Source organism: Cellulomonas sp. NPDC058312, from assembly GCF_042880135.1.
GTDB lineage: Bacteria > Actinomycetota > Actinomycetes > Actinomycetales > Cellulomonadaceae > Cellulomonas.
Window position 1 is genome coordinate 469,491 of the sequence record NZ_JBHVZE010000004.1, and the last position, 21,111, is coordinate 490,601.

A 21,111-nucleotide genomic window follows, 5' to 3' on the forward strand; every position below is an offset into this window, starting at 1 on the left:
GGCGGGGGCGCCGGGCCGAGGGGTGAGGGGTCCCGCCCGCGGCCGTCCGCAGCGGCTACGGTTCGGTACCAGAGCCGTCCTGCTGCCGAAGGAGCCCCTGCCGTGTCGCGTCCCGTCCTCGAGATCGCCGTGCAGGACCTCGCGGGCTTCTGCGTGGCCGCCGACGCCGGCGCCGTCCGGGTCGAGCTCTGCGCCGCGCTCGCCGCGACGGGCGGCCTCACGCCGAGCGCCGGGCTCCTCGCCGCGCTGGTCGCCGAGCGGGACGCGCGCGCCGCCACCGGCGCCACGCCGCCGGGCGTCCACGTCCTCGTGCGACCCCGGCCCGGGTCGTTCGTGTACGACGCCGACGAGCTCGACGTGCAGGTCCGGGACGTGCGCGCGGCCGTCGACGCCGGGGCCGACGGGGTCGTCGTCGGCGTCCTGACGGCCGACGGGCACGTCGACACCGCGGCGCTCACCGCCCTGGTCGAGGCCGCCGCAGGCCGGGACGTGACGTTCCACCGCGCGGTCGACGCGGTCGAGGACCCGTTCGCCGAGCTCGACGCGCTGGCGACCGCCGGCGTCACGCGCGTGCTGAGCTCGGGCGGCGCGGACCGCAGCATCGACGGCGTCCGCCGGCTGGCCGCGATGGTCGAGCACACCGCCGGCGCGGTGCAGGTGATGGCGGGCGGCGGGGTCCGGCCGGTCGACATCGGCGCCCTCGTCGCCGCCGGCGTCGACGCCGTGCACCTGTCCGCCGGACGACCCGTGACGGACGACGGCGGCCCCGGGGGCGGCGGCACCGCCGGGTACACGGTGACCGACCCGGCCGTGGTCGCCGACGCCGTCGCCGCGCTGGCCCGCGTCCAGCCCACCGACGCGTAGCCGCCGCGCGCCCACACCGCCCGCAGGCCCCGCGACCCGCCCCACCTCCACCCGGTCCGCCCGGTCGACGCTCCGCCCGGTCGACGAGTGGTCACGACACGCTGGCGTGCAGCCCGCCGCACCCGCGTGTCGTGACCACTCGTCAACCGCGGGGTGCGGGGGTGCGGGGGGCGGGGGTGCGGGGGGCGGGGGTGCGGGGGGCGGGGGTGCGGGGGTGCAGGGGGTCAGCGGAAGCGGCGGCCCTCGTCGCGGCGGTAGGCCAGCACCGCGAGGACCGCGAACACGACGGTCCACCCGAGGAGCACCGGCAGCGCCGACGCCGACGGCCCGTACCCGGTGGTCACCTGGACGGCGAGGTCGCGGGCCGCGCGGGACGGCAGCGCGTGCGAGACGGCGTCCAGCCAGCCGGGGAACGCCTCGGGCGGCAGGAACAGCCCGCCGGCGAACGCGAGCGGGAACAGCACGGCCTGCACCACGGCGAGCGCCGCCTTCGCGGTCATCGCGTAGCCGATCGCGAGCCCGAGCAGCAGGAACGGCACCGCGATCAGCGGCACCAGCCCGATCCCGCCGAGCAGCCGCCACGGCGACGTGGACGCCTCGGTGAGCAGCACGGCGATGGCGATCACCGGCACCTGCGCCGCGAGGCAGAACACGACGCCGGTGACGATCCGGCCGGTCAGGCGCGGCCCGGCGCCGGCGGGCAGCGTCCGCAGGTAGGGGTCGAACGCGCGGGCCCGGTCCTCCGCGACACCCGCACCCAGCGAGAACAGGCACGCGGACATCACCGCGAACGTCCCGAGCTGCGCGACCGCCGCGACGGCGACGAGCGGCTCACCGGCGACGGCGGGCTGCGGCACGACGAAGAACAGCAGGGCGACCCCGGGGAACAGCAGGTTCCCGATGACGGCGATCGGCACCCGCACGGTCTCCAGCAGCTGGAACCGGGTGTGCAGCCACGCCAGGTGCAGCCAGGACCGGGTGACGGGGGCGGCGCGCAGGGCGGGGGCGGTCATCGGGGCTCCTGGGTGGGCGTGGTGGCGGTCGCGGTGAGGGCGAGGAAGGCCTCCTCGAGCGAGGCGCCGCGCACCTCGAGGTCGCGGAACGGCACGTCGGCGCGGACCAGGGCACGCACCACGGCGTCGGCGTCCGCGACGAGCAGCACTGTCCGGTCGCCCTCGCGCTGCACGTCGAGGACCCCTGGCAGCGCGGCGAGCCCGGCGTCGTGCGCGGGCGGCACGGCGAGCAGCACCCGCCGGGCGGACGCCATCGCGAGCACCGTCGCCAGGTCGTCGTCGGCGAGGACCCGGCCCTGGCCGATCACGACGACCCGGCGGGCCAGGGCCTCGACCTCCTCGAGGTAGTGGCTGGTGACGACGACGGTCGCGCCGTCCGCCTGGTAGTCGCGCAGCGCTCCCCACAGGACGTGCCGGCCCTCGACGTCGAGGCCGGTGGTGGGCTCGTCGAGCAGCACGAGGCGGGGCCGGCCGACCAGCGACAGCGCGACCGCGAGCCGTCGGCGCTGACCCCCGGACAGCCCGCCGGTCTGGCGCCGCGCGAGGTCGGTGAGGCCGAACCGCTCGAGCAGCTCGCCGCGGGGCATCGGCGACCGGTAGTGCCCGGCGACGAGGTCGACGACCTCGCCGACCTTCAGCGTCTCGGGCAGGCCCGTCTCCTGCGGGGTGCTGCCGAGGCCCGCGCGCGCCGCCGGGTCGCGCGGGTCGAGCCCGCAGAGGCGCACCGTGCCGGTGTCGGGGCGGCGCAGGCCGCTCACCAGCGACAGCAGCGTCGACTTGCCCGCGCCGTTGGGTCCGAGCAGGCCGACCATCTCCCCCTCGCCGACCGTGAGCGAGACGTCGTCGAGGGCGGTGACGTCGCCGTAGCGTCGGGTGACCCGGTCGAGCTCGACCAGCGGCGCCCCGACGGCGGCGGTCACAGCGCGCCGCCGAGCAGCTCGGCGAGCGCGCGGGTGTAGCGCTCGAACGCGGCGCGGCCCTGCCCGGACAGCTCGACGTAGGTGGCGGGCGTGCGGCCCTCGAAGGTCTTCTGGACGGTCACGTACTCCGCCTCCTCCAGCTTGCGCAGATGGGTGGACAGGTTGCCGGCGGTCATCTCGAGCAGCTGCTGCAGCCGGGGGAAGGTGAGGCGGTCGCCGGGGGCCAGCGCCGCGAGGGTCGCGACGACGCGGAGCCGGGACTGGGCGTGGATGACGGGGTCGAGGTCCGCGTCCGTCATGCCACCGCTCCGCGGCGGGCGGCCCGGCCCCGGCGCTGGGCGACGTGCGCGGCGAGCACGCCGACCGCCATCCCGCCGCCGCCGGCGAGGCACATGACCGCGAACGTGCCGGGCAGCCCGACCAGCGTGGCGACGCCCGCGACGAGCGCCATCCACACGCCGAGGACGAACTGCGCGCGGTCCTGCCAGAGCGCGCCGCCCGCCATGTAGAGGATCCCGACGATCAGCGCGGAGATGCCGTTGGCCGCGAGCGCGACGCCCTCGTCCGGCAGCCCGGCGCGGGCGAGCCCGCCGATCAGCACCTGCGCGGCGACGAAGGACACGAACCAGGACCACCCGTACAGCGCGCCGGTGCGGCGGCTGACCCCGTCGAGGCCGGACATCCGGCGCAGCGAGTGCAGGACGGTGGTGACGACGCCGGCGAGGATCAGCGCGCCGAACACGCCCCAGGCCCAGCCCGGCATCCGGTCGACGCCGTCGCGGCTCGTCGCCCACAGGACGCCGTAGCCGACGGTCCACGCGGTGGACCAGATCGCGAAGATCACGCGGTCGTCCGTGTACGCGGTGGTGCGGACCCGGGTGCGCTGGGCCTCGATGATCGCGCGGGCGGCGGCGAGGTCGAGCGGGGCGTCCGGCGTGCCGGGACCGTCGGCGGCGTCCGGGGTCTCGGCGGGCTGCGGGGTCATCGGTGGTCCTCTCTCGGCCGCCGACGGGATGCCAACGACTTTGCGCTGCAAACTACTCGCTGGCACTGCTCGCAGGCAACCCGCCCCCGTACCCGGCGGTGCGGTCTGCCGTGCGGTCCAGGCCCCGTCCAGGCGTCACCCAGCGATGGGCCCTACGCTGCCGCCCGTGACCGACGCACCGGAGCCCGCCCTGCCTGGCACCAGCGCGACCGGCCCCAGCACGCCGGGCCCCAGCACGCCGGGCCCCAGCACGCCGGGCCCCAGCACGCCGGGCCCCAGCACGCCCGGCACCCCGCCCGTGTCCGACCGCGCCTGGCGCCGGCGCCTCACCGTCGAGGTCTGGATCGTGCTCGGCCTGTCGCTCGGCAAGTCCGGCGTGTACGCGCTGGTCAACATCGTCGCGCGGCTCACCGACAGCACGCCGCTCGGCCAGCAGACGGCGACGCTGAACGCCAGCCGCTCGGCCCGGCCGTACCTCGACCTCACCTACCAGCTGCTGTCCATCGGGTTCGCGCTGGTCCCCGTCGCCCTGGCCCTGTACCTGCTGTCCGCGAACGGCCGCAGCGCGGTGCGGCGGATCGGCCTGGACCGCACCCGCCCGCTCCGTGACCTGGGGGTCGGCGTCGGGCTGGCGGCGCTGATCGGGCTGCCCGGCCTCGGCCTGTACGTGGCGGGGCGGGCGCTGGGCATCACCGTCGAGGTCCAGGCCGCCGCCCTCGGGGCCGCCTGGTGGACCGTCCCGGTGCTGGTCCTGTCGGCGCTGCAGAACGCCCTGCTCGAGGAGGTGGTGGTCGTCGGCTACCTCATGGAGCGGCTGCGCGACCTGCGGTGGCGGACCCCCGCGATCCTCGTCACGAGCGCCCTGGTCCGCGGCTCGTACCACCTGTACCAGGGCATCGGCCCGTTCATCGGCAACGTCGTGATGGGCCTGGTGTTCGCGGAGTACTTCCGCCGACGCCGCCGGACGATGCCGCTGGTCGTCGCGCACACGGTGCTCGACGTGGTCGCGTTCGTCGGCTACGCGCTGGTCCCAGCCGCCTGGCGCGAGGCCCTCGGCATCACCTGACGCCCGCGCCCGACGCCGGCCCCGAGGACCCCGTCGACCCGGTCGTGCCGCCGGCGCGCGCCGCGTCGAGCTGCCGGACCAGCGAGCGCGTCGCCAGCCCGGACACGACCAGCACCACCCCGGCGACGAACGCGAACAGCCCGTACACGGTGAGGATCACGTCGACCGTGCCCTGCGGCTTGATCGCCAGCAGCAGGCCGAACAGGAACCCGACCAGGCCGAACACCAGCGTCCCCGACCACGCGAGGTCCCGGGCGCGGAACTGGGTGACCGCGACGATCACCGCGGTCACGCCGAGCACCAGCACCCACAGGGCCAGCAGGTAGAACAGCACGAGCGCCGTCACGCCCGGCCAGAGCATGATGAGCGCGCCGAACCCGACGCTCACCAGGCCCTCCGCGACCAGCCACGAGCTCCCGGGGCGGCCGCGCGCGAGCAGCGCCTGCAGCAGCACGACGACGCCGTCGACCACCGCGAACACCCCGAACACCCACACCAGGGCGACTAGCGTCCCCAGCGGCTCGACCAGCAGCAGCAGGCCGAGCACCACCATCAGCACGCCGCGCAGCAGCGGCAGCCACCACACCGAGCGCAGCACCGCCGCCACCCGGCCGTCCAGGTCCTTCGCCACGTGCGTCTCCACCTCTGTCCGTGCTGGTCACGCTCCGTGCGGGTCACGCTAGACCCGCGGGGTCATCCTCGCGACGGAGGGGCCTGAGCCCGGGGTCATCCCCGGGGACCGAATCCGGCGCGCAGACGCCCGCCGGGCCCCCTCGCGGGGGTCGCGCTGCCTAGACTCCACACCATGTCCGACGCCTCGACCGACGCGCCGGCGGCGCCCGGTCGACCCGACGGGCCGGCCGCCGACGCGCCCGCAGGCGCACCCACGGGCGCACCCGCTGCCGACGGCCCCGCGACGGACGGGCTCGGCCGCCCGCAGGTGGTCGACTCCCCCGAGGTCCGGGTGCACCACCCCAGCGACCTGCTCGGCGTGGTGCTGTCGCTGCTCGGCGCGGTCGCGGTGATGGTGCTCGCGACGTACGCGCACAACACGACCACCGGCGTCGCCGAGGACGTGCAGGGGTTCGCGACGCTGCTGCGCCAGCTGCTGATCGTCCCGGTGGCGCTGCTGGAGAGCGTCGTCACGTTCATCGTCCCGATCGCGGTGCTGGTGGAGCTGGCGGCCCGGCGGCTGGGCCGGCAGATGGTCGAGGCCTCGGTCGCCGCCATCGTCGCGGTGCTGGTGGCGTCGAGCGCCGCGTGGCTGATCGAGCACCTGGGGTCGGAGCAGCTGGTGGCCGGGCTGTCGGTCCGGCTCGCCGGGCAGCTGACGCTGACGATCCCCGGGTACATGGCGCTGATCGCGGGGCTGCTGACGGCGACCGGCCCCCGCAACCGGCGCCGCACCGTCGCGTGGTCGTGGAACCTGGTCTGGGTGGCGGTCGGCATCCTCGTCATCACCTCGGGCGTCTCGCTGCCGGGTGTGGCTGTCGCGCTGCTCATCGGCCGGGCCAGCGGGCTCGCCGTGCGGTACGTGTCGGGCGTCCGGTCCGAGCGTGCCTACGGCGCCAGCCTGGTCGCCGGGGTGCGCCGTGCTGGCTGGCACCCCCTGCTGCTGGTGCGGGTGCCGGACGAGGAGGTCGAGGTCCCCGGGCCGGGTGCGACCGCCGGGACCCCGGCCGCCCGCGGCATCGCGCGGTCCACCGACCACCGCGTCTACGAGATGACGACCGACGACGGCCGGATGCTCGACGTGGTCGTCCTCGACGGCGACCGCCAGGTGGTCGGCCTGCTGAGCCGGCTGTGGCGGTCCCTGCGGCTGCGCGGGCTCGACGGCCGCTCGGTGGTCTCGCTGCGGCAGGCCGCGGAGCGCGCCGCGCTGCTGTCGTACACCGCGACCGCCGCGGGGGTGCGGACGCCGCAGCTGCGCGGGCTCGGCGAGGCCGAGTCGTCGATGATCCTCGTCCAGGACCGGGTGCCCGACGCGGTCCCGCTGGCCGACCTCGAGCCCGAGGAGATCACCGACGCCGTCCTCGAGGAGATCTGGGCGCAGATCGGCACCGCGCACGAGGCCGGGCTGGCGCACCGCACCCTGACCAGCGACACGATCCTGGTGGCGCAGGGCGACGGCCGACCGACGGTCTGGGTGGTCGGGTGGGAGCAGGGCGACGTCGCGTCGTCCGACCTCGCGCGCCGGATGGACCGCACCCAGCTGGTCGCGCTGCTCGCGCTCCGCGTCGGACCCGCGCGCGCCCTGGAGTCCGCGGTCGCCGTGCTGCCGGAGAGCGACATCGCCGCGATCGGCCCGCTGCTGCAGCCCATCGCCCTGCCGCGCCGCACCCGCGAGGAGCTGCGCGCCCACAAGGAGGTGCTGGCCGAGCTGCGGTCCGCGCTCGTGGCGCGCCTGCCCGAGGCGGACGTCGAGCCGCAGCAGCTGATCCGGTTCGGCGCGCGCACGGTGCTGACGATCCTGCTGACCACCGCGGCCGTCATCATCCTGCTGACGTCGATCAACCTGCGGACGATCCTCGACGCGCTGTCCACGACGGACTGGCGGCTCAGCGTGCTGGCCTTCGTGCTCGGCATGGCGACGCTGTTCGGCGCGGCCCTGTCCCTGGTGGCGTTCTCGCCCGTGCGGCTGTCGCTGTGGCGCGCGACGGTCGCGCAGTCCGCCGCGACGTTCGTGGCCCTCGCGGCGCCGGCCGGCATCGGCCCGGCGGCCCTGAACCTGCGGCTGCTGACCCGGCGCGGCACCTCGGCGTCGCTGGCGACCGCGACCGTCGCGCTGGTGCAGGTGGCGCAGTTCGTGGTGACGATGCTGCTGCTGCTCGTGCTGTCGGTCGCGTCGGGTACCAACCAGCTCGAGCGGTTCACGGTGTCGCCGGTCGTCGTGGTCGTCATCGGCGTCCTGGCGGCGCTGGCGGCCGGCGCCCTGCTGGTCCCCCGCGTCCGGCAGTGGGTGGCGACCAAGACGCTGCCGACGCTCCGCCAGACCTGGCCCCGGCTGATCGAGGTCGTCGGCCAGCCGTCGCGCCTCGCCATCGGCATCGCCGGGAACGTGCTGACGACCTTCGGCTACGTGCTGGCGTTCGAGGTCTGCCTGCGCGCGTTCGGGCAGGAGCTGTCGCTGGTGCAGGTCGCGGTGGTGTTCCTCGCGGGCAACACCGCCGGGTCGGTCGCCCCGACGCCCGGCGGCATCGGCACCACGGAGATCGCGCTCGCCGGCGCGCTGTCCGTGGTCGGCGTGAACCCCGGTGTCGCGACCTCGGTCGCCGTGCTGTTCCGGGTGCTCACCTACTGGCTGCGGATCCCCGTGGGCTGGGCCTCGATGCGCTACCTGCAGCGCGTCGGCGAGCTCTAGCCGGGACGACGACGCCGGGCCGCGCACGGAAGGCGCGACCCGGCGTGGGTCGGTGCTGCTGAGGGCCGGGCCCTCAGCAGACCCTCAGGAGGCCGAGGTGCACTCGCGCTGGGCGGGCACCAGGTCGGCGCGCGCGGCCCGTGCCGAGGCGATGCGCGACCAGGTCGCGAGGCGGGAGGTGCTGACCTCGGGCCGCAGGTCGGAGCCGCTGAGATCGCGGTCGGTGGGCTCGTAGAAGCCGCGCTGGTCCATGTCGGAGTCCTTCGTTCGGCAGCCCGGCTGACCGTCGAGGGTCCCGTGGCTTTGCGTCCCCTCCTCGCGGAGGGTTTGCTCTTGTCGCTGACCCGCCGACTGTAGGCCGGGGTGCGGCTCGGGCGGAAGGGGGTTCCGCCGACCAGACGCGCAAGTCCGAGCATTTCACCCACTCAGGACAGAACGGACATCCCGACCGGGTGGTCCGTCGGCGCCGCTCAGCCCGCCGGGACCGCCGCGGCCCGCAGGAACGTCTCCAGCAGCGGCCCGGACGTCGTCGAGCCGAAGTCGCCGGTCTCGACGAACACCGCGACCGCGAGGTCGCCCTGCGCCGCGATCATCCACGCGTGGTTCGCGAGCTCGGCACCGGACCCGTACTGCGCCGTCCCGGACTTCGCGATCACCTCGGGACCCGGGACGTCCTGCAGGAAGTCGCCGCCCCCCTCGGTGACGACGGCCCGCATCATCTGCCGCAGCGCGTCGGCCTCGGTCGCCGTCAGCGGCGCCCCGGGTGCGGGGGCCGCGGTGGCGTCCGGGTCGTCGACCACCAGGCGCGGGGTGACCCGCGACCCCGCGACGACCGACGCGGCCACGGTCGCCATGCCGAGCGGGGTGGCCTGGACCCGGCCCTGGCCGATCATCGACGCCGCGTGGTCGGTGCCGGTCGCGTCCGCCGGCACGACGCCCAGCGTCCCGGCGAACCCGAGCTCGGCGTCGTCCGCGAGCCCGAGCGCCTGCGCCGCGGACGCGAGCGCCGCCTGCGGGGCCTGGTCGGCGGCGGTGAGGAACGCGGTGTTGCAGGACTCCGCGACCGCGGTGCGCAGCGGGATGTCGCCGAGCGCGGACGCCGGGTAGCCCGGGTAGTTCTGGAACTCACGGCCGTCGACGGTCGCGGTCGGGGGGCAGGTCACGGTGCTGTCGGGGGTCAGCCCCGCGCGCAGCAGCGCCAGCGACGACGCGACCTTGAACGTCGATCCCGGTGCGTACAGGCCGAGCGTCGCGGTGGACATCCCGCCGCCGCCGGGTCCGCTGGCCACCGCGAGCACGTCGCCGGTCGAGGGACGCAGGGCCACGACCGCGCTCGCGCTGGCGGTGACGGTCGCGACGACGTCCTCGGCGGCCTGCTGGAGGCCGGGGTCGAGCGTCGTGCGCAGCGGCTGCCCCACCTGCGGTTCCACGTGGAACAGCTCGCGCGACTGGGACCCGCCGGCCGTCGCCGCGACGGTCAGGCCCGGCAGCCCGCGCAGCTGCTCGTCGAACTGGCGCTGCAAGCCGCCGAGCCCGGTGAGGTCGCCCGCGGCGACGGCCCCCGACGACTCCTCGACGATCTCCGCGGTCGCCTGCCCCACCGTGCCGAGCACCGGCCGCGCGAAGGCGCGGGTCGGGGCCAGCGGCAGCGTGTCCGCGAGCACGTTGACGCCCGGCAGCGCGGCCAGCGCCGCCACGTCGTACGTGGGGTCGCCGTCGCGCACGACGATCGCCTCGACGTAGGCCTTCTCCCCCGCCGCCGCGACCTGGGCGGCGTACGCCTCGACGTCCAGGCCGAGCGCGGTGGCGAGCCCGCGCGCGGCCCCGTCGGCGGCGGCGGCGTCGACCCGGGTCTTGTCGATGCCCACGCGGGACACCGGTCGCGACGTCACCAGCACCGCGTCGCCGGCCCCGAGCACGTCCGCCCGGGCGGCCTGCTCCTTGCGCACCGTCAGCGCCTCCGCCGGCGCGAGGTCGGGCGCGAGCAGCATCGGCGTCCAGCGGACCTGCCAGCCGTCCTCGCCACGAGCCAGGTTCGCGTGCGTCGTGTAGGTCCAGTCGGCGTCGCTGCTGTCGACGTCCCACGTGAACGCCAGCTCGACCGACGCCGCGTCGTCCACGCCCTCGGGCACCACGACGTCGCCCGCCTCGACCTGCGGGACCCACGGGTCGAGCCCGGTGTAGGCGGCCGTGCGCTGTTCCGCCGCCTCCGCCGCGGTCGCGCCGTCGAGCGGGACGTCGGCGAAGTCGCCGGAGCCGATCGCCGCGGCGAGAGCGTCCGCCGCCTGCTGCCGCTCGTCCTCGCCGCCACCCGTGCACGCGCCGAGCACGACGACCAGCGCCGCCACCGCCCCGACCGCGACCGACGCGCGCGCGCCGCGCCGCGCCGCGACGGCGACTGTGCCCCTGCCCGTGCCCGTCACTGCCGTCCCCCTGCGCACCGAGCTGCTCCCCATCGACGTCCCCTCGCTGACCTGCGCCAGCCTAGGGAACGGGGCCCCGCCGGGCGGGCGGATCGGGACCCGGTTTCGCGACGGATCTGTGCGGGTGCTGTGCGCGCCCGTCCGGTTGACGGGCGCGGACGCGGTGCCTGCAATGGGGACATGAGCTCACCGCCACCCCCGTCCGACCCGCCCGGCAGTCCCCAGCGGTGCACCCGCTGATGGACGCCGAGACCTGGGGCAGCATCGCCCTCGTCCTCGCCTTCATCCTCGTGGGCGGCGTGTTCGCCGGGACGGAGATCGCGCTGGTCTCCCTCCGCGAGAGCCAGATCAACCACCTCGAGCGGCAGAGCGCGCGCGGCGCCCGGGTCGCCTCCGTCGCACGGGACCCGAACCGGTTCCTCGCCGCCGTGCAGATCGGCGTGACCGTCGCGGGGTTCTTCTCCGCCGCGTACGGCGCCTCGACGATCGCCCCCGACTTCGCGCCCGTGATCGCGGCGCTGGGCGTGCCCGACCAGCTCGCCGCCACGCTGGCGCTGGTCGTCCTGACGCTCGTGATCGCCTACCTCTCGCTGGTGCTCGGCGAGCTCGTCCCCAAGCGCATCGCCCTGCAGCAGTCCGGGCGGGTGGCGCTGGCCGTCGCGCCCCCGCTGGACCGGTTCGCGACCCTGATGCGGCCGGTGATCTGGCTGCTGTCCGCCTCGACGAACCTGCTGGTCCGGCTGTTCGGCGGCGACCCGCAGGCCACCGGGGAGGAGATGTCCGAGGCGGAGCTGCGCGACCTGGTCATCGCGCACCAGGGCCTGCCCGAGGACGAGCGGCGCATCCTCGGCGACGTCTTCGAGGCGACCGACCGGTCCGTCGCCGAGGTGATGCGCCCCCGGGGCGAGGTGCACTTCCTCGAGGCGGACCTCACGCTCGCCGAGGCCCTGGTCCGGGTGCGGGCGCAGCCGTGGTCCCGGTACCCCGTGACGGGCGAGGACTTCGACGACGTGCTCGGGTTCCTGCACATCCGCGAGCTCCTGGAGGCCACCGACCGCGACGGCGCCCGGGTGCGCGACGTGATGCGCGAGATCGTCGTGCTGCCGGGCACCAACAAGCTGCTCCCCTCGCTGTCCCGGATGCGCCGCGAGGGCGTGCACATCGCCGTCGTCGTCGACGAGTACGGCGGCACCGACGGGATCGTGACGCTCGAGGACCTGGTCGAGGAGCTGGTCGGGGACATCCGCGACGAGTACGACATGCCGGGGTCGTCCGGGGCCGAGGCCCGCGAGGGGGCGCCGGGCTCGTACGACGCCGGGATCACCATCGAGGAGTTCACGGAGCTCACCGGCGTGCGCCTGGCGGACGGGCCGTACGAGACGGTCGCCGGGTTCGTGATCGCCCGGCTCGGCCGCCTCGGGGCGGTCGGCGACGGCGTCGAGGTCGACGGGCACCGGATCGAGGTGACCGCCGTCGACGGCCGGCGGATCGCCCGGGTGCGGGTGCTGCCGCCGCCGGACGACGCCGCCGGGGAGGTCCACCCGACCGGGTGACCGACCGGTCGGGAAAGCGCCTTCTACCAGCAGGGACGTCCTCCCGCCGCTGGTCACGGCCCCGCCACGCGCCGCGCCACCGGATGCGCGACCGCGCCCGGGGCCGCACCCTGGTCCCACCGGCGGATCTCCACCGGGGACGACCGACGAGGACCGACGACGAACGGGGAGGCGCGATGACCGGCGCGATCGACCGGCTCGTCCTGGAGCCCGACACCCGCTGCGTGGCCGAGGGGCGCCGCTGGGCGCTGCGCCAGGCCCTGCGGGCGCACGCCGACGCCGAGGCGTCCAGCACGCTCGAGCTGCTGACCAGCGAGGTGCTGACCAACGCCGTCGTGCACACCCGCGCGCACGAGCGGATCGCGCTCGCGGCGCTGCAGCACGACGACTGCGTGCGGGTCGAGGTCACCGACACCGACCTGACGCTGCCCGTCGTGCGGCCCGGGAGCGCGGGGCGCGCGGGCGGCAACGGGATGCGGATCGTCGACGCGCTCGCCACCCGCTGGGGCATCGAGCTGCACCCAGGCCGGGGCAAGACGGTGTGGTTCGAGACCCCCGTGCACCCGGTCGGGCACGTCCTCACGGCCTGACTGCGAGGGGGACCGCGAGGATGCGGCCATGACCGCAGCGCCGCACGACCCCGCCGGGCACCGGCAGCGCCTCCGGGCACTCGTGCGCGTCGTCGCGACGACCACGGCCCTGCTGGTCCTCTACGCCGTCCGCCCGGTGGACCGCTCCGGGACGGTGGCGGCGGCGCTGCTGCTGCTCGGCCTGGTGCTGCTGGTCGTCCTGCTGGTGTGGCAGGTCCGCGCGGTGACCCGGGCCCGGTACCCGGTGCTCCGCGCCGTCGAGGCGTTCGTGACGACCGCCGTGCTGTTCGTCGTGCTGTTCGCCACCGGGTACACGGCGCTGTCGGACCTCTCCCCCGACGCGTTCTCGGAGCCGCTGGACCGCGTCGGCGCGTTCTACCTGACCGTCACCGTGCTCGCGACGGTGGGGTTCGGCGACATCACGCCCGTGAGCCAGGCCGCGCGGGTGGCGGTGACGGTGCAGATGGTCTGCGGCCTGGCGTTCGTCGGGCTCGTCGGTCGGCAGCTGCTCGCCGCCGCGGGGCGGCCGCGACCGGAATTCCTGGACGCCGACCGGGGTTCGGGCAGGACATGAAGGCTGTCACGTACTCCGAGTTCGGCGGGGCCGAGGTCCTGCACGTCGTCGACCGCCCCGAGCCGCACGTCGGCCCGGACACGGTCCTGGTCAAGGTCGTCGCCGCGGGTCTCAACCCCGTCGACTACAAGATCCGCGAGGGCTACCTCGAGGGCCTGCTCGACACCACGCTCCCCGCCGTGCCGGGCTGGGACGTCGCGGGCGTCGTCGTGAAGCCCGGGCTGGACACCCCCGAGCTGGCCGCCGGGGACGAGGTGCTCGCGTACGTCCGCAAGGACACCGTGTCGGACGGCACCCTCGCCGAGTACGTCGCGGTCCCCGTCCGCACCGCCGCGAAGAAGCCCGCCGGGCTGTCGTTCGAGGAGGCCGCCGCCCTGCCGCTCGCCGGGCTCACCGCGCTGCAGACGATCCGGCGCGCGGGCGTCACCGAGGGCCAGACGGTCCTCGTGCACGCCGCGGCCGGCGGCGTCGGGTCGATCGCCGTGCAGCTGGCGGTCCACGCCGGGGCGCGCGTCGTCGGCACCGCCTCGCCGCGCAACCACGACTTCCTGCGCGAGCTCGGCGCCGAGCCGGTCGCGTACGGGGACGGGCTGGTCGCCGCCGCGCGGGAGGTCGCGCCCGACGGGTTCGACGTGATCCTCGACTACGTGGGCGGCCAGGCGATCGACACCGCCGCGGAGCTGCTGCGCCCCGGCGGCACCGTCGTGTCCATCACCGACGCACGCGCCCGCGACGAGCTCGGCGGCCACTACGTCTGGGTCCGCCCCGACCCCGAGGGCCTCGCGGAGCTCGCCGACCTCGTGGCCCGCGGCACCGTCCGCGTCGAGGTCGCGGAGACGTTCGACCTCGACCACGCCGCCGACGCCTACCGCGCCCTCGAGACGGGCCACACCCGCGGCAAGATCGTCGTCCGCGTGTAGTCCCCGTCGGCCCGCGCGGATTCAGAGGGCGCGGGCCTCGAGGAGGGCGCGGGTGAGGGGGTGCGTCGGGGTCGTCAGGACCTCGCGGACCGGACCCTGCTCGACCACGCGGCCCGCGCTCAGCACCAGGACGCGGTCGCAGACGCGGCGCACCACGCCGAGGTCGTGCGACACGAGCACCAGCGCGAGGCCCTGCGCGCGTCGCAGCTCGACGAGCAGGTCGAGGATCGCCGCCTGGACCTGCACGTCGAGCGCCGACACCGGCTCGTCGAGCACCAGCACCCGGGGGTCGGACGCCAGCGCGCGGGCGATGGCGACGCGCTGCCGCTGACCCCCGGACAGCGTGCGGGGGCGCCGGTCCAGCACCTCGGGGGCGAGGTGCACCCGGGCCAGCAGGTCGGCCGCGGCGGCGTCGCGCCCCGCCCGGCCCGGCGGCCGGGGGCCGGTCGCCAGGGCCGCGCGCAGCACCGCGCGCACCGTCAGCCGCGGGTCCACGGTGCCGAGCGGGTCCTGCGGGACCAGCCGGATCCCCGACCGCGCCGGGCGACGGGCCCGCTCGGGCAGGGCCGACCACGGGGCGCCGTCGAGCAGCACCTCCCCCGCGTCGGGCACGTCGGCCGCCAGCAGCAGCCGCGCCAGGGTCGTCTTGCCCGACCCGGACTCCCCGACCAGCCCGACGGCCTCGCCCGCCCGGACCGCGACGTCGACCCCCGCGACCGCGTCGACGTGCCCACCGCCCGGCAGGTCGAAGGTGCGGACCAGTCCGCGCCCGGTGAGCACCGGCTTCCCCGGCGGCGGCAGCTCGCCCGGGCCGTCGGGCAGCCGCGCCGCCGCGACCAGCGCCCGCGTCGACTCCTCCCGCGGCGCGGCCAGCACCCGGGCGGTCGGGCCCTCCTCGACGACCACGCCGTCCCGCAGCACGACGACCCGGTCCGCGACGCGCGCGACGGCGCCGAGGTCGTGCGTCACCAGGACGACCGCGGTACCGGCGTCGCGCAGACCCGCGAGGAGGTCGAGCACCCGCGCGCCGACGGTCGCGTCGAGGGCCGTGGTCGGCTCGTCGGCCACCAGGAGCGGCGGCCCCGCGACGAGCGCCGACGCGATGAGGGCGCGCTGCCGCATCCCCCCGGACAGCTCGCCCGGCCGCTGCCGCGCGCGGACCGCGGGGTCGGGCAGCCCGACGTCCGCGAGCGCCGCCAGCACGCGCTCCGCGCGGTCCACCCGGGGTGCCCGGGGCCGGCGCACGTCGAGGGCCTCGGCGACCTCCGCCCCGACGGTCCGCAGCGGGTCGAGCGAGCCGAGGGCGTCCTGCAGGACCAGGCCGACGTCCCGCCCGCGGACGGCGCGCCAGTCGCGGACGCCGAAGGTCGTCGCGTCCCGGTCGAGCAGGCGGAACCGGTCGGCGGTGACGTCGGCACGGCCGCCCTCGCCCGCCAGGCCGACGAGGGTGCGCGCCAGCACGGACTTCCCCGCGCCCGAGCCGCCGACGACGGCGACGCACTCCCCCGCCGCGACGCGCAGGTCGACGCCGTGCAGCACCTCGCCGCCGCCGTCGCGGCGCCGACCCCGCGGGAAGGCGACCCGCAGCCCGACGACGTCGAGCACCGGCGCGGGCGCGTCGGCCCCGGTCGCGTCGGTGCCGGGCACGTCGACCCCGGGCACGTCGACCCCGGGCACGTCGACCCCGGGCGTCGTCACGCGGCCACCGCCCCGATGCGCCGGCCGAGGACGGTCAGCGCGGCCGCCGTGACGGTGATCGCCAGCCCGGGGAACACGGTCAGCCACCACGCGCTGTCGATGTAGACCCGCCCGGCGTTGAGCATCGCGCCCCACTCGGGCGACGGCGGCAGCGTCCCGAGCCCGAGGAAGCTCAGCGCGCACACCCAGACCACGGCCTGCCCGATGCCCAGCGTCGCGACGGACACCAGCGGCCAGAGCGTGTTCGGCACCACGTGCCGGACGAGCACCCGCGCGGGTCCGTGGCCCTCCAGCCGGGCGGCCTCGACGTACCCGCTGGTCACGACGGACCGGACCCGGGCGCGCAGCATCCGCGCGTACCCGGGGGCGGTCGCGGCGCCCACCGCGAGCACGGACGCCTCCACGCCCGCGCCCAGCACCGCCACGAGCAGCAGGGCGAGCACGAGGGTGGGCAGCGCGAACAGCACCTCGAGCACCCGGCTGACCGCCGCGTCGAGCCACCGGGGCCCGAGCCCGGCGGCGAACCCGAGCACGAGGCCCGCGCCGACACCGATGGCGGTGGCGGCGGCGCCGATGCCCAGCGACGCGGCGGCGCCGTGCACGACGCGCGTCCACACGTCGCGACCCGACTCGTCGGTGCCGAGCCAGTGCGCGGCGCCGGGCTCGGCGAAGCCCGCCCGCGGGTCGATGGCGTTGGGGTCGCCGGGCGCGAGCAGCTCCGGCCGGACCACGGCCACCGCCATCACGAGGACGGCCGCCGCGGCGAGCACGCCGGGGACGCCGAGCCCGCGCAGCACGGCGCCGGCCCGGCCCGGACCGCCGCGGGCCGCGCCGACGGGCGTGGCGGCGGACGTCGCGCCGGTCACCCGAGCACCGCCGGCTCGCCGGCCCGGGGCACCGGGGCCGCGGCGCGGGTGCCGCCCAGCCGCGGGTCGAGCAGCCGCTCGGCCACGTCGACCAGCACCATGACCAGCACGTAGACCACCGCGACCACCACCACCGCGCCGACGACGACCGGCACGTCGCGCTGCATCGTGGCGTCGAGCAGCAGCCGGCCGAGGCCCGGGCGCCCGAACAGGGTCTCGACGACCACGGCCCCGCTGAGCAGCGACCCGAACGCCCACCCGGACAGCGACACCGCGGGCAGCACGCCGTGCCGCAGGGTGTGCCGCCAGAGCACCCGGGTCGGCGACGCCCCCCGGGCGCGGGCGCTGGTGGTGAACGGCGCGGCCGTCGCCTCGGCGAGCGAGTCCCGCATCACCTGGCCGAGGAACCCCGCGACGGGCACCGCCAGGGTCACGGTCGGCAGCACCAGGCCGGCGGGGTCGGTGCCGCTGCTGGTCGCCGGGAACCAGCCGAGCGTCGAGGAGAACACCACGATCAGCACGGCGCCCAGCCAGAAGTGCGGCACGACGGCGGCGACCACCTCGACGCCCCGCAGCGCCGCCGCGCACGCCCGGCCGACCGGCCCGGTCGCGCGGACCGCGGCGGTCGCGACCGCGAGCGCCAGCACCCACGCGAGCACCAGGGACAGCACGGCGAGCAGCATCGTGCCGGGCAGCTGGTCCAGCAGCAGGTCGGCCACGGGCACCTTGCGCGCGTACGAGTCGCCGAGGTCGAGGGTCAGCACCCGGCCGAGCTGCACCAGGTACTGCACGACGAGCGGCTGGTCGAGCCCGTACTGGGCGCGGGCCTGCGCGACCGCCTCCGGCCCGGCCTGCGACCCGGGTCCGCCGAGGATCGCCTCGGTCGGGTCGCCCCCGGACGCCCGCAGCGCGAAGAACACCACGGTCGCCACGACCCACGCGACCAGCACCGCGGACGCGAGCCGGCCGAGCAGCCAGCGCAGCCAGGCGGGGCCGGGCACCCGGGTCGTCAGGCCCCCAGCCGCGCGTCGAGGAACGTCGGCGTCGACACGGTGTCGAGCGTCCGCACACCGGTCACCCCGGAGGTCAGGAAGTGGTTCTGCTGGTCGTACAGCGGGAGCACGTAGTAGCCCTCGAGCACGATCTGCTGGGCCTGCCGGTACAGCTCGGTGCGCTCGGCCTCGTCCGCGGTCGCCGACGCCTGGTCGAGCAGGGCGTCCAGCGCGGGGTCGGTGACGCCGGCGTGGTTCGCGAAGTAGCCGCTGGGGGCGGGGACGGTGCCGTCCGAGTGGTAGAGGATCCGCAGCACGTCGGGGCCGACCTTCGTGTACGGCGCGGAGACGGCCTCGTACTCGTGGGCGCCGAGCGCTCCGTACCAGCCGGACAGGTCGAGCGGCGTGAGCACGACGTCGAACCCGACGGCCTTGGCGTTCGCCTGGATCTGCTCGAACAGCGACTGCTCGGCGGCGACCGACTGGTTGGTGCTGACCGGGAACCGCACGGTGAGGCGCTGCCCGTCGCGGGTCCGGTAGCCGTCGGCGTCGCGCTCGGTCCAGCCCGCCGCGTCGAGCAGGTCGTCGGCCGCGTCGGCGTCCGTGGCGAACAGGTCCTCGTCGGCGTAGGCCGCGGGCTCGACGCTCGACAGCGGCGAGTACGAGCGCGTCGTCGTGCCGGCGAACAGCGTCTCGATGCCGGGGCCGGGGTCGGCGGCGCGCACGAAGGCCTCCCGGACCCGGACGTCGTCGAACGGCGGCTGCGCGCTGTTCAGCTCGATGCGGTTCACCGACCCGGGACGCGGGGCGTCGATGTGCGCGATGTCCCCGCCCTCGTCGGCCTGGGCGATCGCGTCGGGCTGCGGGTTGTCGATGACCTGCACCTCGCCGGACCGCAGGGCGGCGTACCGGGTGGCGGCGTCGGGGATGAACCGCCAGACGATCTTCTCGAGGTGGGCGGCGCCGTCGTGCTCGGCCTGCGGGTCGAGGCCCGCGTAGTCCTCGTTGCGCACGAGTTCGACCTGCTGCTGCGGCGTCCAGGACTGCACGACGAACGGGCCGGTGCCGATCGGGGCGGCGCAGTTGTCCTCCTGGCCGCGCGCGATGCCCGCGGGCGACTGGATCGCGGTCCACTGCTGGCTCATCGACTCCAGCAGCGCGGAGTCGGGCTCGGTCAGGTGGAACCGGGCGTGCGTGGCGTCGACCGCCTCGACGGACGCGACCTTCTGCACGGCGAGGTAGCCCGTGGAGGAGCCGGTGTCCGGGTCCTGCAGGTGCTCGACGTTGACCTTGACGGCCTCGGCGTCGAACGGGGTGCCGTCGGTGAACGTCACGTCCTGCGCGAGCGTGAAGTCCCAGGTGAGGCCGTCGTCGCTGACGGTCCAGTCCGTCGCGAGCCACGGCAGGATCGTCCCGTCGGCGTCGCGGCCGACCAGCGGCTCGAGGTACTGGGTGCTGAGGAGCGCCTGCGGGTAGTTGCCGCCGACGTGCGGGTCGAGGCAGGTCGGCTCCGCGTCGCCCGTGGCGTACACGAGGGTGCCGCCGTCGGTCGGGGCGGACGCGCCGTCGGTGCCGTCCGACCCGCCGCTGCAGGCGGCGAGCGCGAGGGCGGCCGCGGCGGCGAGGGCGGCGGCGGTGCGCGCGCGGGCGGGACGGAGGGCGTGGGGCACGGGTCCACCTTCGAGGCGTCGTGGTCCGGCGCGGGTCGACCCGGCCGGCTGCGGTCCTTGTTGTTGCACTGCGTCCAACAATAGGCCCGCGCCGGGCGTCACCCCAGGCCGCGGGGTGTGATCCCCGTCCCACGGCCGCCCTAGCATGGGCGCCGTGACCCCGCCCGCCCCGCGCCGCTCCGGCCGCCCGCACGCCTCCTCGCGGGCGATGCTGGAGGAGGCCGCCGGCGAGCTGTTCCTCGAGCGGGGCTACGCGGCGACCTCGGTCGCGGACATCACCCAGCGCGCGGGCGTCTCGCGCAGCACGTTCTTCAACTACTTCCCGGCCAAGTCCGACCTGCTCTGGGCGGGGTTCGACGAGCGCGCCACCACCCTGCGCGCGACCCTGGCCGAGGACGCGCGCGACCCGGCCGGCAGCGCCGCCGACGTGGTCGCCGGCGCGCTGCGGACGCTCGCCGCCGACCTCCCCGCGGAGCACGTGGCGCTGGCGTTCACCCAGGCCGACACGATGGGCCTCGGGGAGGACCTGCGCCTGGCCGCCGCCCGCCGCGCCGCCGACCTCGGCACCGCGATCGGCGACTACGCGACCGGCCGGGGCGTCGAGCCCCTGCACGCACGCGTCGCCGGGGCCGCCTGGGCCGGCGCGCTGGTCGCCGCGGTCGAGGCGTGGGCCCACGCGGGGGCGGGACGCACCCGGCTGCCCGACCTGCTGGACAGGGCCCTGGAGCCGGTGCGAGGGGCGCTCCCGGGAGCCTGAGCCGCGCCAACGGACCGGGCCGGTGCACGACGGCCGGCACCTCGTAGGCCGTCCGGTCCACCCTGCGCCCGGACAGCGCGAGACCCGAGCGCCACAACCGTCCGGAAGGGTCTCGGGTCCACTTTCCGCAGCTAGTGCCGCGGACTGCTCCCGACGCTAGTGCTCCGACGCTCCGAGTTCAAGGCGCATTCGCCGCGTCCCGCACGACCGGCGTCCTGCCGGAACGTCGGCCTGGGGACGACGCCGCGAACCCGGAACGGGCCACTACCGTCGACGAGATGCGGACCCCAGGCGAGCGACGCGCGGCTCGATGACCACCCACGTCTTCGTCGACGAGAGCAAGCGGTCGGACTACCTGCTCGCCGCGGCCGCCCTCTCGTCGACGCACGCACGGACGGCGCGCGGACTCGTCCGCGGGCTGCTCCTCGCGGGGCAGCGCCGCGTGCACATGGTCAAGGAGCGACCCGCCCGACAGCGGACCATCCTCTCGACGCTCTCAGCCTCCGGGGCTCGGGTGGTCATCTACCGTGCGGCACGCGGCACGCGGCCCCGGTCCCGACCACGACCGGCGCCGCGGTGCCTGGAGCGCCTCGTGGCCGACCACTCGGGCGCCGACGACACGCACCTCGTGATCGAGCTCGACGAGACGCTGCTCGCCCGGGACCGGTCCGTCCTGTACGCGACGTCCCGACGGGAGGGATGCGCCGACCGCCTGCGCTACCGGCACGAGCGCGCCTCGACGGAGCCCCTCCTCTCGGTCCCGGACGCCGTCGCGTGGGCCTGGAGCCAGGGCGGGGACTGGCGGCGACGCACGAACGGGGTCGTCGCAGCGGTGATCGACGTCTGAACCCGGCGTCCC

20 protein-coding genes and 1 riboswitch are annotated in these 21,111 nt (G+C 76.3%); of the genes, 9 read left to right on the forward strand and 11 right to left on the reverse strand.

The annotated features are described in order from the left end of the window. Positions 1-102: 102 nt before the first annotated feature. The gene (locus ACFVXN_RS14700) at positions 103-864 is read left to right on the forward strand and encodes a copper homeostasis protein CutC (protein ID WP_389233833.1); all 762 of its coding nucleotides are present in this window, start codon (positions 103-105) and stop codon (positions 862-864) included. 224 nt (positions 865-1,088) lie between these two features. Here ACFVXN_RS14700 and ACFVXN_RS14705 read toward each other — a convergent pair whose 3' ends face one another. Genes ACFVXN_RS14705 through ACFVXN_RS14720 form a run of 4 tightly spaced genes read right to left on the reverse strand, consistent with a single transcriptional unit; the run spans position 1,089 to position 3,782 of the window. Continuing rightward, a complete protein-coding gene (locus tag ACFVXN_RS14705; RefSeq protein ID WP_389233836.1) occupies positions 1,089-1,877 on the reverse strand; it encodes an ABC transporter permease in 789 nt (262 codons plus the stop codon). After that, positions 1,874-2,797, reverse strand: a complete 924-nt coding sequence (locus tag ACFVXN_RS14710; RefSeq protein ID WP_389233839.1) for an ABC transporter ATP-binding protein — start codon at positions 2,795-2,797, stop codon at positions 1,874-1,876. Before ACFVXN_RS14710 ends, ACFVXN_RS14705 begins: the two co-directional genes overlap by 4 nt. After that, positions 2,794-3,096: a transcriptional regulator gene (locus ACFVXN_RS14715; RefSeq protein WP_389233842.1), complete on the reverse strand. Its 303-nt coding sequence runs from the start codon at positions 3,094-3,096 to the stop codon at positions 2,794-2,796. The genes ACFVXN_RS14710 and ACFVXN_RS14715 overlap by 4 nt, the downstream gene beginning before the upstream one ends. Continuing rightward, positions 3,093-3,782, reverse strand: coding sequence for a hypothetical protein (locus tag ACFVXN_RS14720; protein ID WP_389233845.1), 690 nt, complete (start codon positions 3,780-3,782; stop codon positions 3,093-3,095). Before ACFVXN_RS14720 ends, ACFVXN_RS14715 begins: the two co-directional genes overlap by 4 nt. A gap of 298 nt (positions 3,783-4,080) precedes the next feature. On the opposite strand from ACFVXN_RS14720, the gene ACFVXN_RS14725 reads away from it, so the two are divergent. Next, positions 4,081-4,848 carry a CPBP family intramembrane glutamic endopeptidase gene (locus tag ACFVXN_RS14725; protein WP_389234073.1) on the forward strand — a complete coding sequence of 256 codons (768 nt, stop codon included), beginning with the start codon at positions 4,081-4,083 and terminating at the stop codon, positions 4,846-4,848. Here the strand turns inward: ACFVXN_RS14725 and ACFVXN_RS14730 are convergent. Continuing rightward, positions 4,841-5,479, reverse strand: a complete 639-nt coding sequence (locus ACFVXN_RS14730) for a DUF308 domain-containing protein (protein ID WP_389233848.1) — start codon at positions 5,477-5,479, stop codon at positions 4,841-4,843. The two genes, ACFVXN_RS14725 and ACFVXN_RS14730, sit on opposite strands and share 8 nt — an antisense overlap. Before the next feature lie 174 nt (positions 5,480-5,653). On the opposite strand from ACFVXN_RS14730, the gene ACFVXN_RS14735 reads away from it, so the two are divergent. Next, positions 5,654-8,209 carry a flippase-like domain-containing protein gene (locus tag ACFVXN_RS14735; protein ID WP_389233851.1) on the forward strand — a complete coding sequence of 852 codons (2,556 nt, stop codon included), beginning with the start codon at positions 5,654-5,656 and terminating at the stop codon, positions 8,207-8,209. A gap of 84 nt (positions 8,210-8,293) precedes the next feature. Here ACFVXN_RS14735 and ACFVXN_RS14740 read toward each other — a convergent pair whose 3' ends face one another. Beyond that, on the reverse strand, positions 8,294-8,461 hold the full coding sequence (locus ACFVXN_RS14740; protein ID WP_389233854.1) for a hypothetical protein: 168 nt from the start codon (positions 8,459-8,461) through the stop codon (positions 8,294-8,296). Between the two features lie 14 nt (positions 8,462-8,475). Further along, positions 8,476-8,551, reverse strand: a riboswitch (cyclic di-GMP riboswitch). A 128-nt stretch (positions 8,552-8,679) separates the two neighbouring features. Beyond that, complete coding sequence (locus ACFVXN_RS14745; RefSeq protein WP_389233857.1) at positions 8,680-10,632, reverse strand: penicillin-binding transpeptidase domain-containing protein; 1,953 nt, start codon at positions 10,630-10,632, stop codon at positions 8,680-8,682. 239 nt (positions 10,633-10,871) lie between these two features. Between ACFVXN_RS14745 and ACFVXN_RS14750 the strand changes: the two genes are divergently transcribed. The 4 genes from ACFVXN_RS14750 (at position 10,872) to ACFVXN_RS14765 (ending at position 14,269) form a co-directional block, all read left to right on the forward strand. Then, positions 10,872-12,185 carry a hemolysin family protein gene (locus ACFVXN_RS14750; RefSeq protein WP_389233860.1) on the forward strand — a complete coding sequence of 438 codons (1,314 nt, stop codon included), beginning with the start codon at positions 10,872-10,874 and terminating at the stop codon, positions 12,183-12,185. A gap of 176 nt (positions 12,186-12,361) precedes the next feature. Continuing rightward, complete coding sequence (locus ACFVXN_RS14755) at positions 12,362-12,775, forward strand: ATP-binding protein (protein WP_389233863.1); 414 nt, start codon at positions 12,362-12,364, stop codon at positions 12,773-12,775. Between the two features lie 28 nt (positions 12,776-12,803). After that, entirely contained in the window at positions 12,804-13,349 is a 546-nt protein-coding gene (locus tag ACFVXN_RS14760) for a potassium channel family protein (protein WP_389233866.1), read from the forward strand. Further along, a complete protein-coding gene (locus tag ACFVXN_RS14765; protein ID WP_389233869.1) occupies positions 13,346-14,269 on the forward strand; it encodes an NADP-dependent oxidoreductase in 924 nt (307 codons plus the stop codon). Before ACFVXN_RS14760 ends, ACFVXN_RS14765 begins: the two co-directional genes overlap by 4 nt. 21 nt (positions 14,270-14,290) lie before the next feature. Here ACFVXN_RS14765 and ACFVXN_RS14770 read toward each other — a convergent pair whose 3' ends face one another. From ACFVXN_RS14770 to ACFVXN_RS14785, 4 genes are read right to left on the reverse strand one after another with little or no spacing between them, the layout of a single operon-like run. Further along, positions 14,291-15,967, reverse strand: coding sequence for an ATP-binding cassette domain-containing protein (locus ACFVXN_RS14770; RefSeq protein WP_389233872.1), 1,677 nt, complete (start codon positions 15,965-15,967; stop codon positions 14,291-14,293). Continuing rightward, a complete protein-coding gene (locus ACFVXN_RS14775) occupies positions 15,964-16,833 on the reverse strand; it encodes an ABC transporter permease (protein WP_389233875.1) in 870 nt (289 codons plus the stop codon). Before ACFVXN_RS14775 ends, ACFVXN_RS14770 begins: the two co-directional genes overlap by 4 nt. Further along, complete coding sequence (locus ACFVXN_RS14780; RefSeq protein WP_389233878.1) at positions 16,830-17,834, reverse strand: ABC transporter permease; 1,005 nt, start codon at positions 17,832-17,834, stop codon at positions 16,830-16,832. The genes ACFVXN_RS14775 and ACFVXN_RS14780 overlap by 4 nt, the downstream gene beginning before the upstream one ends. An 8-nt stretch (positions 17,835-17,842) precedes the next feature. Next, the gene (locus ACFVXN_RS14785) at positions 17,843-19,495 is read right to left on the reverse strand and encodes an ABC transporter substrate-binding protein (RefSeq protein ID WP_389233881.1); all 1,653 of its coding nucleotides are present in this window, start codon (positions 19,493-19,495) and stop codon (positions 17,843-17,845) included. A 154-nt stretch (positions 19,496-19,649) separates the two neighbouring features. Here ACFVXN_RS14785 and ACFVXN_RS14790 point away from each other — a divergent pair, with 154 nt between their 5' ends. Beyond that, entirely contained in the window at positions 19,650-20,252 is a 603-nt protein-coding gene (locus tag ACFVXN_RS14790; RefSeq protein ID WP_389233884.1) for a TetR family transcriptional regulator, read from the forward strand. A gap of 310 nt (positions 20,253-20,562) precedes the next feature. Then, entirely contained in the window at positions 20,563-21,099 is a 537-nt protein-coding gene (locus ACFVXN_RS14795) for a hypothetical protein (RefSeq protein WP_389233887.1), read from the forward strand. Positions 21,100-21,111: the final 12 nt, after the last annotated feature.

Bases quoted from the DNA above. Each gene is read 5' to 3' on its own strand.
- ACFVXN_RS14705 (WP_389233836.1), bottom strand. From the start codon at position 1,877: ATGACCGCCCCCGCCCTGCGCGCCGCCCCCGTCACCCGGTCCTGGCTG.
- ACFVXN_RS14715 (WP_389233842.1), bottom strand. From the start codon at position 3,096: ATGACGGACGCGGACCTCGACCCCGTCATCCACGCCCAGTCCCGGCTC.
- ACFVXN_RS14720 (WP_389233845.1), bottom strand. From the start codon at position 3,782: ATGACCCCGCAGCCCGCCGAGACCCCGGACGCCGCCGACGGTCCCGGC.
- ACFVXN_RS14735 (WP_389233851.1), top strand. From the start codon at position 5,654: ATGTCCGACGCCTCGACCGACGCGCCGGCGGCGCCCGGTCGACCCGAC.
- ACFVXN_RS14740 (WP_389233854.1), bottom strand. From the start codon at position 8,461: ATGGACCAGCGCGGCTTCTACGAGCCCACCGACCGCGATCTCAGCGGC.
- ACFVXN_RS14750 (WP_389233860.1), top strand. From the start codon at position 10,872: ATGGACGCCGAGACCTGGGGCAGCATCGCCCTCGTCCTCGCCTTCATC.
- ACFVXN_RS14755 (WP_389233863.1), top strand. From the start codon at position 12,362: ATGACCGGCGCGATCGACCGGCTCGTCCTGGAGCCCGACACCCGCTGC.
- ACFVXN_RS14760 (WP_389233866.1), top strand. From the start codon at position 12,804: ATGACCGCAGCGCCGCACGACCCCGCCGGGCACCGGCAGCGCCTCCGG.
- ACFVXN_RS14765 (WP_389233869.1), top strand. From the start codon at position 13,346: ATGAAGGCTGTCACGTACTCCGAGTTCGGCGGGGCCGAGGTCCTGCAC.
- ACFVXN_RS14795 (WP_389233887.1), top strand. From the start codon at position 20,563: ATGACCACCCACGTCTTCGTCGACGAGAGCAAGCGGTCGGACTACCTG.